General features: G+C 68.2%; 10 protein-coding genes. 2 read left to right on the top strand and 8 right to left on the bottom strand.

What is annotated here, in order from left to right:
* Positions 1 to 72 precede the first annotated feature (72 nt).
* Positions 73 to 1,140 (bottom strand): biotin synthase BioB, encoded by a 1,068-nt coding sequence (gene bioB / locus MC375_RS05160; protein ID WP_242102228.1) that lies wholly within the window; start codon positions 1,138 to 1,140, stop codon positions 73 to 75.
* A gap of 49 nt (positions 1,141 to 1,189) precedes the next feature.
* Between bioB and MC375_RS05155 the strand changes: the two genes are divergently transcribed.
* Positions 1,190 to 1,930, top strand: coding sequence for a ComF family protein (locus MC375_RS05155; RefSeq protein ID WP_242102227.1), 741 nt, complete (start codon positions 1,190 to 1,192; stop codon positions 1,928 to 1,930).
* A gap of 65 nt (positions 1,931 to 1,995) precedes the next feature.
* On the opposite strand, the gene MC375_RS05150 is transcribed toward MC375_RS05155, so the two are convergent.
* The 7 genes from MC375_RS05150 to MC375_RS05120 all read right to left on the bottom strand — a co-directional run bounded on the left by MC375_RS05150 (position 1,996) and on the right by MC375_RS05120 (position 12,892).
* Complete coding sequence (locus MC375_RS05150; RefSeq protein ID WP_242102226.1) at positions 1,996 to 2,205, bottom strand: hypothetical protein; 210 nt, start codon at positions 2,203 to 2,205, stop codon at positions 1,996 to 1,998.
* Between the two features lie 125 nt (positions 2,206 to 2,330).
* Positions 2,331 to 3,758 carry a TIGR00366 family protein gene (locus MC375_RS05145; protein ID WP_242102225.1) on the bottom strand — a complete coding sequence of 476 codons (1,428 nt, stop codon included), beginning with the start codon at positions 3,756 to 3,758 and terminating at the stop codon, positions 2,331 to 2,333.
* A 133-nt stretch (positions 3,759 to 3,891) separates the two neighbouring features.
* Entirely contained in the window at positions 3,892 to 4,803 is a 912-nt protein-coding gene (gene ubiA / locus MC375_RS05140) for a 4-hydroxybenzoate octaprenyltransferase (RefSeq protein WP_242102224.1), read from the bottom strand.
* Between the two features lie 133 nt (positions 4,804 to 4,936).
* Positions 4,937 to 6,097, bottom strand: a complete 1,161-nt coding sequence (gene nagA, locus MC375_RS05135; protein ID WP_242102223.1) for an N-acetylglucosamine-6-phosphate deacetylase — start codon at positions 6,095 to 6,097, stop codon at positions 4,937 to 4,939.
* Positions 6,094 to 7,134: an SIS domain-containing protein gene (locus MC375_RS05130; protein ID WP_242102222.1), complete on the bottom strand. Its 1,041-nt coding sequence runs from the start codon at positions 7,132 to 7,134 to the stop codon at positions 6,094 to 6,096. The genes nagA and MC375_RS05130 overlap by 4 nt, the downstream gene beginning before the upstream one ends.
* A gap of 106 nt (positions 7,135 to 7,240) precedes the next feature.
* Positions 7,241 to 9,631, bottom strand: coding sequence for a GH92 family glycosyl hydrolase (locus MC375_RS05125; RefSeq protein WP_343223552.1), 2,391 nt, complete (start codon positions 9,629 to 9,631; stop codon positions 7,241 to 7,243).
* A gap of 276 nt (positions 9,632 to 9,907) precedes the next feature.
* Complete coding sequence (locus MC375_RS05120) at positions 9,908 to 12,892, bottom strand: TonB-dependent receptor (RefSeq protein ID WP_242102221.1); 2,985 nt, start codon at positions 12,890 to 12,892, stop codon at positions 9,908 to 9,910.
* Positions 12,893 to 13,158: 266 nt separating this feature from the next.
* On the opposite strand from MC375_RS05120, the gene MC375_RS05115 reads away from it, so the two are divergent.
* Positions 13,159 to 14,208, top strand: coding sequence for a N(4)-(beta-N-acetylglucosaminyl)-L-asparaginase (locus tag MC375_RS05115; protein WP_242102220.1), 1,050 nt, complete (start codon positions 13,159 to 13,161; stop codon positions 14,206 to 14,208).
* Positions 14,209 to 14,238: the final 30 nt, after the last annotated feature.

The following is a 14,238-nucleotide window of genomic DNA, read 5'->3' as shown; positions in this document are numbered from 1 at the left end:
CGGTGCCACTGCGGTCCGCAGTGCACGATCAACCTGCATGGCGGCCCGCGCCTGGGCGCCGGATTCGACACTTCATGCAGCGCAAACGGATTCGTCGGACTCGACGGATTCTACGATGTCGGCATGCACGGTCCCTGGCCGGTCGTGATGCTGCGCATCGACCTCCACTTCCATCGGCCGCAGCCCCAGCCGGGCGAACAGCGCCTGGTCGCGTTCCACGTCGGGGTTTCCGGTGGTGAGCAGCTTCTCGCCGTAGAAGATCGAGTTCGCGCCGGCAGCGAAGCACAGCGCCTGCAGCTCGTCGCTCATCGATTCGCGTCCGGCCGAGAGCCGCACCATCGATTTCGGCATCAGGATGCGGGCGACCGCGATCGTGCGCACGAACTCGAACGGGTCGAGCTCGGCGGTATGCGCCAGCGGCGTGCCTTCGACCTGCACCAAGCGATTGATCGGCACCGAATCCGGATGCGCCGGCAGGTTGGCCAGCGCCTGCAGCAGTCCGGCGCGCTGGGCGCGGGTTTCACCCATGCCGACGATGCCACCGCAGCAGGTCTTCATGCCGGCGCCGCGCACGTGCGCCAGCGTGTCCAGGCGGTCCTGGAATTCGCGGGTGTGGACGATCTCGCCGTAGAACTCCGGCGCGGTGTCCAGGTTGTGGTTGTAGTAGTCCAGACCGGCATCGCGCAGCGCATGCGCCTGTTCGCCGCTGAGCATGCCCAGCGTGGCGCAGGTCTCGAGACCCAGCGCCTTCACCTCGCGGATCATCGCCGCGACCTTGGGGATGTCGCGATCCTTGGGCGAACGCCAGGCCGCGCCCATGCAGAAGCGCGAGGCACCGGCAGCCTTGGCCTGCCTGGCCTTCTCCAGCACCGCCTCAGTGCTCATCAGCTTGGTCGCTTCGACGCCGGTGTGATAGCGCTGCGCCTGCGGGCAGTAGGCGCAGTCTTCCGGGCAGCCGCCGGTCTTGATCGACAGCAGGGTGCTGACCTGCACCTGGGCGGGGTCGAAATGCGCACGGTGCACGCTGGCCGCGCGATACAGCAGTTCGGGGAACGGCAGGTCGAACAGGACCTGGATCTCGTCGCGCGACCAGTCGTGGCGCAGCCCTGGCGCGGCTGAGAGTTTTCTGACGGCAGGCATGGCAGATGTCCGATGGCGGCGGCTGGGAGAGGCCGGCAGTCTGGAAAGCATGCCATGGTCTGTCAACTTCGCTGCGCGCACTTTGGTTGACGGATGCGTGCGCCTGCTCTGGCCCGCGCGTTGCCTGGTGTGCGGCAACTCGGGGGCTGGCGGACGCGACCTGTGCGCGGCGTGCGCGGGCGCCCTGCCCTGGAACCACAGCGCCTGCGCCACCTGCGCCCTGCCATTGCCGGCAGCAACGGCTGCGCCGGATCGACTACCCGGCCGGCTTTGCGGCGCGTGCCTGCGCAGGCCGCCACCGTTGGCCGCCACCCATGCCGCGTTCGTGTACGCCTTTCCGGTCGACCGCCTGCTGCCGCGGCTGAAGTTCCACCAGGGACTGGCGGCCGGGCGCCTGATGTCGCAGCTGGCGGCCGAGGCCTTTGCCGCGGCGCCGCGGCCCGAGGCGATCGTGCCGATCCCCTTGCACCGCGCGCGTTTGCGTGAGCGCGGCTACGACCAGGCTTTGGAACTGGCCCGTCCGCTGGCGCGCGCGCTGGAGCTACCGCTGCGCGATGACCTGCTGCGGCGGCGCAAGGCCACCGCGCAGCAGTCGCGGCTGGACGCGACTGCGCGCAGACGCAATCTGCGCCGGGCCTTCGACGTCGTCCCGCGCCAGGCCATGCCGGCGCATGTGGTCCTGTTCGACGACGTCATGACCACCGGCGCCACCCTGCATGCCGCGGCCAGCGCACTGCGCAGGGCCGGGATCGAGCGCGTGGACGCATGGGTCTGCGCGCGCGTCCCGTAAATAGCGAAGATGAAAAAGGCGCCGGCTTGGCCGGCGCCTCGATACGACGCGTGCCCCTGTCGCAATCAGGTGGCCGCGGGCGCCGCGACCTTCTCGCGCCGGTTGCCCACGAGCCACAGCGCACCGCCGATCACCACCAGGCCGACCCGGATCAGGGTGCCGACCGTCGGCCCCCAGTTGTCCACCCACATCAACAGCTTGAACTCCATGTTCATGTAATGGAGCACGAACGAGCCCAGTCCCAGCAAGAACAGCAATCCGCCGAATGACTTCATAACGCTCCCCAATGAATACCCGCTCCCCGCGGGCGAGGCGAGTGTACGGGAATCAAGGGCGTGCGGTCCGTCCCGCCGACACACACGGACCGGTCGCGAGCGCTGCCTGTGCAGGCTCTGCTCGCCTACGGCATCGTCGGCGGCACGTAGCTCAGGGTCAGGCCGAGCAGCCACAGCAGTCCCAGCACGAGCGGGATGTGCACCACCAATTGCAGGAAGGTGAACCCGACGATGTCGCGCGCCTTCAACCCCAGCACGCCCAGCAGCGGCAGCATCCAGAACGGGTTGATCAGATTGGGCAAGGCTTCGGCCGCGTTGTAGATCTGCACCGCCCATCCCAGGTGCACCTGCAGCTCGTTGGCCGCCTGCATCACGTAGGGCGCCTCGATGATCCATTTGCCGCCGCCCGAGGGCACGAAGAAACCGAGCACGGCCGAATAGAGTCCTATCACGATGGCAAAGGTGTCGGTGGTCGCCACCTGCACGAACAGGTCCGAAAGCCGCTGCGACAGCGTGACTCCACCCGCACCCGCGGCCTTGGTCAGGATCATCGCGATACCGCCGTAGAGCGGGAACTGGATCAGCACGCCGGTGGTGGCCGGCACCGCGCGCGCCGCCGCATCGAGAAAGCTGCGCGGCCGCCAGTGCAGCAGCAACCCGAGCGAGAGGAACAGCAGGTTGTAGGTGTTGAGGTTGGCGATCGCGCTGCTGGCCGGCTTCGATGCGAACTCGCCGGCGAGCCAGCCAAACGCCAGCAGCGACAGCAGCACGGTCAGCAGCGGACTGTATTCGAGCCATTCGCCCGGACGCGTGGGCTTGTGGATCGCAGGGCTATCGATCGCGGGCGCGACCGGCAGGAAATCGCGCGCAGTGCGCACGCCTTCGCCGGTGGGTGCGGTGAACCAGCACACCGCCAGCGACACCACGATCAGCAGCGCGGTCAACAGCAGCGACTGCCACAGGAAGATGGTCTGCGAAAACGGCAGCACGCCGCTGATCTCCAGCAACCCCGGCGGCATGCTCGCCGGATTGGCCTGCAGCTGGGCGGCCGACGAGGACAGGCCCATGGCCCACACCGCACCCAGGCCCAGGTACGCCGCCGCGCCTGCGGCACGGTAGTCCATGTGCAATGCTTCACGCCTCGCCAGCGCGCGCACCAGCAGGCCGGCGAACACCAGCGAGAAGCCCCAGCTCAGCAGCGAGGTGAGCATGCTCACCAGGCCCACGAAGCAGACCGCGCCGCGGCCGGTCTTCGGCGCCCGCGCCAGCCATTCGATGCAGCGCGCCACCACCGGCGCCGTCGCAGCCACATAGCCGCCGATGACCACGAAGGCCATCTGCATGGTGAAGGGAATCAGGCTCCAGAACCCTTCGCCGAACTGCGTGGCCGTGGCCTGCGGCGACGCACCGAAGGCGATGGCACTGCCCGCCACCACCACCACGCCGAGCACGGCGAACACATAGGCATCCGGGAACCAGCGCTCGGCGAATGCCGAGCAGCGGAGGGCAGCGCGCACCGGCCAGGCAGTACGGGCATCGGCTGACGCGGCCATTGCGCTACTCCTGTGGTGAAGCCCCATTGTGCCCAAACCCCTGTGGGAGCGCGCTCGCGCGCGAATACTCCCGTCGATGTCTCTGGGCAAAGGCATTAGCGCGCAAGCGCGCTCCCACAACCGCGGCTCGGGGCTATGCCATCGCGTAATCGAACGCGATGCCGGCGAAGATCGCCGCGCCCACCCAGTGGTTGTGCAGGAAGGCGCGGAAGCAGGCGGCCCGGTCCCGGTGCCTGGCGATGAGGAATTCGTAACCCACCAGCAGCACGGCCAGGCCGAGGCCGCCCCAGAAATACCCGCCCAACCGCGCCTGCCAGCCGACCAGCGCCAGCGCGCCGAACATCAGCGCGTACAGCACCCCGATCACCAGCAGATCCAGTTCACCGAACAGGATCGCGGTGGACTTGGCGCCCATGCGCAGGTCGTCCTCGCGGTCGACCATCGCGTACCAGGTGTCATAGGCGGTGGCCCAGAAGATGTTGGACACGTACAGCACCCAGGCCAGCGGCGGCACGCTGCCGGTCAGCGCCGCGAACGCCATCGGGATGCCCCAGCCGAAGGCCATGCCCAGGTACACCTGCGGCAGGTAGGTGTAGCGCTTGAGGTAGGGATAGCTCGCGGCCAGGAACACGCCGACCACGCTGAGCAGCACGGTCAGCCGGTTGAGCGTGAGCACCAGGAAGAACGCGCCCAACATCAGCACCGCGAACAGCGCCAACGCCTCCCGGCCCGAGACCGCGCCGGTCGCCAGCGGGCGGCCGCGCGTGCGTTCGACCTGCGGATCCAGCCAGCGGTCGGCGTAATCGTTGATCACGCAGCCGGCCGAGCGCGTCAGCCACACGCCCGCCGTGAATACGAACCACGGCCACAGCGGCGGCCGGCCTTCCGCCGCCATCCACAACGCCCACCAGGTCGGCCACAGCAACAGCAGCCAGCCGATCGGGCGGTCGCCGCGCACCAGCGCCCAGTATTGCCTCAGGCGCTCGCGCCAGCGCGCGACACGTACGGGTGCGGGTGCGGGCGCTTCGTATCGCTCGTAGGTCATGCGCCGCGGATGATACGCGCGGCTGATCGATCCGGTGCGGCAATTCCGTGGGAGCGGCCTCGGCCGCGAATGCCTTTCACCCGGTCACGGCGGGACGAAGAACATCTGCGAGCAAGCTCGCTCCCACCGCCAATCAATGCGACTCGTGCCGGCCCGCGATCCATGTGCCGCGCAGCTGCAGCTGCGGATCGAGCTGCACCAGGTCGGCCTGGAATCCCGGTGCGATCCGGCCATGCGTGCGCGACAGGCCGAGGAAGTCGGCCGGATACTGCGACGCCATGCGTGTAGCTTCGGCCAGCGGCACGTCGAGCAGGCTCACTGCATTGCGCACCGCGGTCAGCATGTCCAGTGCCGAACCGGCAAGCGCACCGGCGGCGTTGCGGACCACGCCGTCGCGGACCGTGATGGTTTCCCCGTACAGGACGTAGCTCGGATCTTCGCTGCCAACCGGCGGCATCGCATCGGTGACCAGGAAGACCTTGCCGCGCGGTTTCGCCGCCAGGGCCACCCGCAGGCTTGCCGCGTGCACATGCACGCCGTCGACGATGATGCCCAGCCAGCTGCCGCGATCCTCCAGCGCAGCGCCGACCACGCCCGGCGCGCGGCCCTGCAGCGGCGACATCGCGTTGTACAGATGGGTGAAGCCGGTGATGCCGGCTTCGATGGCCACACGCGTCTGCTCGTAGCTGGCGTCGGTGTGGCCGCCGGCGACGATCACGCCATGCGCCACCAGCGCGCGCACGGTCTGGGCCGTCACGTGCTCTGGCGCCAGGGTCACCAGGGTGACGCCGCGACCCAGCGAGGTGGCGAGTGCGATTTCGATGGCGTCGGGCACGCGGAATTTGGCCGCATCGTGGGTGCCCTTGCGCGCTTCGGCCAGCCACGGTCCCTCGAGATGAATGCCCAGGATGCCCGGGGTGCCCTGTGCCATCGCCTCGCGCACCGCCTCGATCCCGGCGCGCATGACGTCCAGATCGTCGGTGATCAGAGTCGGCAGCAGGCCGGTGGTGCCGAAGCGCCGGTGCGCCTGCGCGATCCGGCGCACGCCCTCGACCGTGGGCGAATTGTTGAACAGCACCCCGCCGCCGCCGTTGACCTGCGCATCGATGAAGCCGGGCAACAGATAGTCGCCGCCCAGGTCATGGCGCTGGATGCCGTTCGGCAACTCGGCTTCGTCCAGCAGCGCGTCGATGCGGCCATCGCGCACCAGCACCGCCAGGCCGGACACGAAGTCCTCGCCCGCCAATACCGGTCCGTTGACCAGTGCGACCGTGTCGCTGGCATCCGCGCTCATACGGTTTCGGTCACCTTGTTCAGATGCGGCGGCACGTCGGGATTGTGGCCCCGGCGCAGCGCCAGCGCGTTGACCGCGCGGTAGAAGGCCTGCACGGCCAGCAGCGGCGCGCAGGCAGGATGCGGCGCAGCCGGCAGCGGCAGCGCGTCGCGTACGCCGGTGTTGGCCGACGCCGTCCACACGCGCGCGCCGCGGCTGCGGAATTCGTCCGCCAGCGCCAACGTGCCGGCTTCGGTCGCATCGGGCTGGGTGAAGCACAGCAGCGGGAAGTCGGGTCCCACCAGCGCCATCGGCCCGTGCTTCACCTCGGCCGAACTGAAGGCTTCTGCATGCAGGCCGCAGGTTTCCTTGAACTTGAGCGCCGCCTCCTGGGCAATGCCCAGACCGAGTCCGCGCCCGAGCACGAACAGGTTGTGCGCCTGCGCCAGGCCCTCGACCAGCGGCGACCAGTCGGCCTGCCACGCCGCGCGCAGGGCATCAGGCACCCGTGGCACCGCATCGAGCAGGGCCGGCTGCCCGCTCCAGTGCGCGGTCAGCTGCAGCAACGCGGCCAGCGCGGCCAGATAACTCTTGGTCGCCGCCACGCTACGTTCGGGCCCCGCGCACAGCGGCAGGACCGTATCGGCCAGCGCCGCCAATGGCGAGGTCTCATCGTTGACCAGCACCACCACGCGCGCACCGGCCGCCTTCGCGTCCTCCACGCTGCGCAGCAGATCCGGACTGCGCCCCGACTGCGAGATCGCGATGTACAGCGCGCCATCGAGGCGCTGACGCACGCCATACACCGAGCTGACCGAAGGCGACATCGAAACCGTGGGCAGGCCCAGCTGGGTCTCGAACAGGTATTTGCCGTAGGTCGCGGCGTGGTCGGAACTGCCACGCGCGCAGGTGGCCACGAACGGCGGCGGCGTCGCGCGCAGCTGCGCGGCCAGGGCCACGACCGTGTCGCGATTGCGCGCGAACTGCGCCGCCACGACATCGGCGGCCTCCTGCGCCTCGCCGAACATCAGGGTCTGCTCGGGCGCGGACACGCTCATGCCTGCGTTGCCGCGGGGCGCGCCGCGTGCACGCCGGCAAGTGGCAAGGCAGGTGCGGCGGCGGAGATCGAAAACATGTGCAGGATTTTCCTGATGCGTGGGCGACTCAAGGCCGGGGCTCTGCGGCCGGACACAGCGGCGGCGGTGCATCCTGCGCCTGCGTGCCCCAGCCGGCCGGGTCGGGCTTGTCTTCCAGCGTATAGGCCAGCGTCCCGCCCTGGCGCAGGCGATCCACGTCCAGCCAAACCGCCTGTTGTGCCTGTCCGTCGAACGCGGCCTGGGCAATGTAACGCGGTGCCGGCGCATTGGCACCGGGCGCCTCGACGGTCAGGCGCTTGCCATCGCCCAGTGCGATCTCGATGCGGTCGAACCGGGGCGGATGCAGCAGCAGCTGGCCGCTGCCGGGCATCAGCGGCGAGAAGCCGAGCGCGCTGAACAGGTACCAGGCCGACATCGTGCCCAGATCGTCGTTGCCGGTGACCCCGTTGGGCGCATTGGTGAACAGCGTCTGCGCCGCATGCAGCACCGTCGCGGTCTTCCACGGCTGTCCGATCAAGCTGTACAGCCCCGGCACGTGCATGGTCGGTTCGTTGTTGGGATTGAAGCGGTACTGACCGTAATAGGAGTACGCACCCGACACCCAGGCCTTGCGCGCGGCGTGCTGCGGATCGCCCAGCAGTTCGTCATAGGCGAAGAAGGCATCGAGCCGCTGGCCCATGCGTGCGCGCCCTCCCATCGCCTGGACCAGCCCGGGCAGGTCCTGCGGCACCAGCCACTGGTACTGCCAGCTGGTGCCTTCATGGAAGCCGTAGTGCGAACGCGGGCTGTAGCGCCCCGCCGGCGGCGTGAACCACTCGCCATCCTCCATGCGCGGACGCGGAAAGCCGCTGAAGCCCGACTCCGACTCCTTCAGGTCCGCATCCCAGATCCTGCGCCAGTTGCCGGCGCGCGCGCGCAATGCCATCGCGTCGTCCTTCGCGCCCATCGCTTCGGCCAGCGGCGCGATCGAGCAATCCGCCAGCGCGTATTCCAGGGTGGCCGAACCGCCCTGGTGCGGATCGCCGTCCATGCCCTTGCCGGCGAAGGTGCGGTCGAACGCGACGAATCCCTGTTGCAGATACGAAGGATTGCCGGCGCGGCCGTCGAAGCGCGAGGCCTGCGGCGGCAGCTCCCACGCATTCCTGCGCAGCGCCTTCCATGCCTCCTGCTCGCGGCCTTCGAGCGCACCGTAGCGCCACAGGTCGGCCATGAACGGCGTGACCGGATCGCCGGTCATCACATTGGTCTCGAAATTCGCATAGCCCCAGCGCGGCAGCCAGCCGCCCTGCGCATCGATCGCCAGCACCGAACGCGCGATGTCGCGCGCGCGCTGGGGCCGCAGCAGCGCCAGCAGCTGGTTCTGCGAGCGATAGGTATCCCAGAGCGAGAAGTACTCGTAATAGGTCCAGCCCTTGGCCTCGTGGATGGCGTTGTCGTAGCCGCGGTAGCGGCCATCGGCGTCGCTGCCGGTCAGCGGCTGCAGCAATGCGTGGTAGAGCGCGGTATAGAACACGGTGCGGTCGTCGGCACTGCCACCCTGGACCTGCACGCTCGCCAGTTCCTGTTCCCACGCGTCTTGTGCGCGTTCGCGCATGGCGTCGAAGGGCAGCAGCTTGCCGTCGTGCATGCCGCCGCTGCGCAGATTGTTGCGCGCACCGTTTGCATCGACATGCGAGATCGCGCTGACCGCGGTCACCGAGCGGTCCTTGCCCAGATCGAAGCTGAGCCAGGCGCCGTTGTACGGGTCGTGCTCGCTTTCCATCGAGAAGCGCGCGCCGGGCGTGCCGCCGGCCTGGCCCCAGGTGCCGAACGACTTGAACGGCCGGTCGAACTCGAGCCGGTACCAGGTGGTGTAGCTGCGTCCGCCGCAGAAACTCACCGTGGTCAGCTTGCCTTCCACCGCCCGATCGCCGACCACGCGCACCTGACTGCCGATCACGCGGTGTCTTGCATTCGCCTGGCTGACGTTGACCAGGACATGTCCGGTGCGCGCGTTGGCGGGGAAGGTGTAGCGCTCGGCCGCGGCGCGGGTCAGCGCGGTGGCTTCGGCGTCGATCCCGCCATGATCTGTCAGGCGCACCTTGTAGTAGCCCGCCTGCCCGGCCTCGCCCTCGTGCGTGTAGCGCGAGCCGTAGCGCTTGTAGTCGAAGCTCTTCGCGTCCCTGGTGTCGAAATCGCCGCCCGGCCCGATCGTACCGGTGACCGGCAGCACCGCGACCTGGCCGCCCTGCTCCCAGCAGCCGGCGCCGGAGATGAAGGAGTGTCCGAAGCCGTAGATCTTCTCGTCGTCGTAGCGCCAGCCCGAATAGTGGGTGCCGATCGGGCTGACCTGGATCAGGCCGAACGGCGCCGAGGCACCGGGAAAGGTGTTGCCGTCGTCCTTGCTGCCGATGAAGGTGTTCACGCTCTCGACCAGCCGGCCGGGGGCCTGCGGCGTAACCGGCACGGCCTGCACCACCGCGGAGCCGAGCAGCGCGGTGACCGCGCACAGCAGCGCACCGAAACGCGCCGTCGCATTGCGTGCCGCCAAGCTGCGAAGACCAGCCCGCGTGGATCCGAAGACCGTCTGTCGCCCAAGCCGCGCTCTACCCATTGTCGTGCTGTCTCCAATTCATGCTGGCGGTCGGGCCATCTGCCCCATCGCCCTCTGGGCACACATCACGGTGCCGGAAGCGAACGAGCCCGGCTTGCACCGGGCTCGTGTTGTGCCGCAGACCACCGAGCGGTGGCAACCTCAGTCGAACTTGTACACGATCTCCGCCGCGACTTCGCGGCCCACTGGATTGGCGACGCAGTAGGCGAACCCGCCGCACCACTTGTCCTGGAAGTGATCGTCCAGGATGTTGTTGACGTAGAGGTTCAGGCGCAGCGCGTCGCTGGCCTGATAGCCGACGCTGGCGTTCCAGTAAATCCGGTCCTGGTTGTAGAACTTCACCAGTTCGCTCTGCTGGCCGTAGGTGATGCTGCGCTCGCCGTCCGCATTGACGCGCAGGTCCGTGCAGTCGGTCCCCACGTCCGGACGGAAGCCGCTGGGCAACGCGGCGCACTGGTTGTAGCGGTCGCTGCGCTTGCCCGCGGTCCAGTCCGCGTACAGCACCGTGGTCCACTTGTCGATATTCCAGGTGGCGCTGGCGCGGCCGCGGTAGCGGATGTCCCCGTCCTGGTCGATGGTGTTCTCGAAGGGATCGCCCGGGAACTGCGCGACCTTTTTACTCAACTGCCGGGTGTAGTTCAGCGCGAAGTCGAAGCTGCCCCAGTTGGCCGTCTCCCAGTGATAGCGTGAGGCCACGTCGAAACCGCTGACCTCCTGTTGGGCGCGGTTGATCGGCCCGATCTCGACCCGGGTGACCATCGGTGGCAACGGCCCCGCGCCGTCCGGATCAGGCCCGTCGCGCGTCACCCGGCCGATCTGCAGTGCGCACAGCGCGTCGCTGGGTGGTGCGCGGTCCGGCTTGTCGGAGGGCCGTTCGGCACCGTCCACCAGGCACAGAGCCTCGTCCAGCAGCACGTCGTCGGCGCTGACGTCGTCGATCGCGTTCTCGATGTTGATGCGCCAGTAATCGGCGCTGAGCGAGAAACCCTCGAACGCATCCCAGACGAAGCCGTAGGTGAACGAGTCGCCGGTCTCATATAGCAGATCCTCGGTACCTTGCCGCGCGATGGTCGGGTTGTCGACGTGGTAGGGATCGCCGTCGCCGCCCTGGCAGATGCTCTGGTTTTGCCGGTTGGGATCCGACAGGCAGGCCCGGTAATCGACCAGGTCGAACACACTTTCGCTGGGCTGGGCGTAGACGAAGTGCATGTCAGGCGCACGGAAGCTGGTGGCGTAGCTGGCACGCAGCAGCAGATTGGAGAACGGACGGTATTCCAGGCCTGCGTTCCAGGTGGTGGCCGCATCGTCGGCGACCGCGTCGTAGCGGTCGTAGCGACCAGCGGTGGACAGGGTCAGGTTCTTCAGCAGCGGGATCTTGAACTCCACGCCCGCCGCATAGCGCTTGCGCTCGCCACCGCCCTGCTCGATGTTGCCAAAGGGAGTGAAGTACGCCGGATTGGTGCCCAAGGTGTTCGGGTCGGGTGTGAGGCGGTAACCCTGCTTCGCCGCTTCCAGGCTGCCGGCGAAGCCGATCGGGCCCGCCCAGCCCTCGAACAGATCGCCGCTGATCACCGCGCTGGCCTGGGTCAGCCAGGTCTTCGCCTTCTTGTCGCCCATCACGAAGAAGCTGCGGTAGTCTTCGGGCGTGATCGGATACCAGAGCCGATCGTAGTCGGGAGTATGGATCGAAAGACCTGTACCCGGGTCGGTGCCGAGCGACGGGCCGAGGAAGAAGTCGGCGGTGCGCGCTTCATGCGCGGTCGGGAAGCGCTCGCGCAGCGAGTACTCGGCATGGCCGACCGCCAGGTCCCAATCGAAGCGGTCGTTGAAGATCGTGCCACGCAGTCCGGTCTGGAAGTCGAAGTTGACCTCTTCCGACTTGGTTAGCGCGTAGTCGACGCCGCCGATCTGGCTCGGCGAGAAATAGCGCACCATCGACAGCGAACGGCCCAGGTTCGGGTCGTAGAACGTGTTGCTGCCCCAGGCAGGCATGAAGGTGTTGCTCTCGCCGGTGGAGGTCCAGTAGCCATAGGTCGCCCAGGCCTCGACGTTGCCGAACTGCTTGGTTCCGTACAGGTAGAACGAGAAGTCCTCGCTGCCGTTGCGCAGGGTCCAATGCTCGAACACGGCGCGGTGGCCGCACTGCACGCCGGTATCGGTCGCCGCGCCGGTGAAGTCGTCGTACTGGATCCGGGGCTGGTAGAAGAAGTCGTTGTCGTGCTGCTCGCACGCATCCAGCGGCGGCGCAAGCCGCTCGCCGGTATTGACATCGACCAGGCGGATGGCGGTGCTGGGCAGGTTGGTCGCAACGCCCTGCTGCACGCCGCCGTAACCCCATGTGCGCCGCGGCGCATCGAATTCCGAATCCATCCAAGGCCGGTCGTGCGCCCACAACGGCTCGCGGTCGAAGTACTGCATGCTGTAGGTCACGCTCCAGTCCTCGCCGCTCTTGCCGCCGGACCAGGAAGCATCGCGCACGGTGCGGCCGCCCTCGGTGGTGGTGCCCCAGCGCGCGCGGAAGGTGTCGCCCTCGATGTCCTTCTTCAGGATGATGTTGACCACGCCGGCGACCGCGTCGGAACCGTAGATCGCCGAGGCGCCGCCGGAGAGCACTTCGATGCGGTCGACGATCCCGGTAGGGATGTTGTTGTAGTTGGCGAAGTTGCTCTTGCCCTGGTAGGGCAGCGGGTAGTCGGCCACGCGATGGCCGTTGATCAGCAGCAGGCTGCGGCCGGGGCCGAGGTTGCGCAGGTTGAGCGGGCTGGCGTTGACCGAGCTCTGGCCCCAGTCGTAGTCGTTCTGCACGTTGCCGGTGACCTCGGTGAGCGAGCCCAGCGCCTCGTACACCGTGGTGAAGCCCTCCTTGCGGATCTGCTCGCCGGTGATCACTGTCACCGGCGCCGGGCCTTCGACTTCCGAGCGCTTGATGCGCGAACCGGTGACCACCACGTTGTCGAGGGTCGTGGCCTCCTCGGCGGGGGCCGGGGTCTGGTCTGCATCGGCCTCTTCTGTCGAGGCGTCCGGCGGGGTCTGCGGGTCCTGCGCCGCGGCGATGAGTGGCGTGCTCAGCGCGAAGGCCAGGGCGGCCGCCAGAATGCTGCGGCTGGGCGTCGTGCAACGGGTCATGTCGAGTCCTCTCCCAAGGGCTATCGGTTTAAAGGTCCAGCCTGTGATGCGATTGGCGTGCCCGCATAGCCTGGGCCTGCCCTCCTTGGATGAAGACCTTAATCGCTAAAATCTCATGAAAATGTGATTCACTTTGCAAATTAGAACGATCTAAACCGCCGAATGTGATGAAATCGCTTACATCGATTGACCCGTCCGCCGACTGGCGCGACCGTGCGCGAACGGGCAGTTGGTCGGACCACGGCCCGTCTTGAGGAGACCCCGCCTTGCACCCTCGCCGCGAATTCCTGCGCCTGCTGGCGCTCTCCGCCGCCGCGCTCGGGATCGCGCCGGAACGGCTCCCGGCCGCGACCCTGCCCGCGGGGGAAAAAAACGCAGGCGCGGGCGGGACTGGTGCACCCATGGTCCTGTCCACCTGGGACTTCGGCGAAGCGGCCAATGCCGCTGCCTGGCAGATCCTGGAACGGCGCGGCAGCGCGCTCGACGCGGTCGAGGCCGGTGCGCGCGTGCCCGAGGCCGACCCCGAGAACCATTCGGTGGGCCTGGGCGGCTATCCGGACCGCGATGGCCACGTGACCCTGGACGCCTGCGTCATGGACCACCTGGGCAACCTGGGATCGGTCGCCTGTCTGGAGGACATCGTGCATGCGGTGTCGGTGGCGCGGCGGGTGATGGAACGCACTCCGCACGTGCTGCTGGTGGGCGAAGGCGCGCTGCAGTTCGCCCTGGCCCAGGGCTTCGAGCGCCAGAACCTGCTGACGCCCGCCGCCGAGCAGGCCTGGCGCGAATGGCTCAAGACCGCCGAGTACCAGCCGCAGCCGAACATCGAGCAGATGGGCAAACGCCCCCCCGCGCACGACCGCATGCCCGGCGCCGGCGAGGCCAACCACGACACCATCGGCATCCTGGCGCTGGACCACGCGCGCCATCTGGCCGGTGCCTGCACCACCAGCGGCATGGCCTTCAAGCTGCGTGGCCGCGTGGGCGATTCGCCGATCTCCGGCGCAGGCCTGTTCGTCGACGGCGAGGTCGGCGCCGCCACCGCCACCGGCGTGGGGGAGGAATGCCTGCGCATATGCGGCTCGCACACGGTGGTCGAACTGATGCGTCAGGGACGCACGCCCGAGGGCGCCTGCCGCGAAGCGGTCGAGCGCATCGCGCGCCGCTATCGACCGCCGCGCAAGGATCTGCAGATGGCTTTCATCGCCCTGCATCAAGACGGGCGCTACGGCGGCTACGCGCTGCAGCAGGGCTTCAGCTACGCCGTCACCGACGCCGGCGGCACGCGCCACGTCACGGCGCCGAGCCTGACATGAAGCGATCCGCGAGCGCGCCAGACAACAGCG

It is taken from the genome of Lysobacter sp. M2-1 (genome assembly GCF_022662495.1).
Classification (GTDB): domain Bacteria; phylum Pseudomonadota; class Gammaproteobacteria; order Xanthomonadales; family Xanthomonadaceae; genus JAKPBU01.
This window is presented reverse-complemented; position numbering and strand designations above follow the sequence as displayed.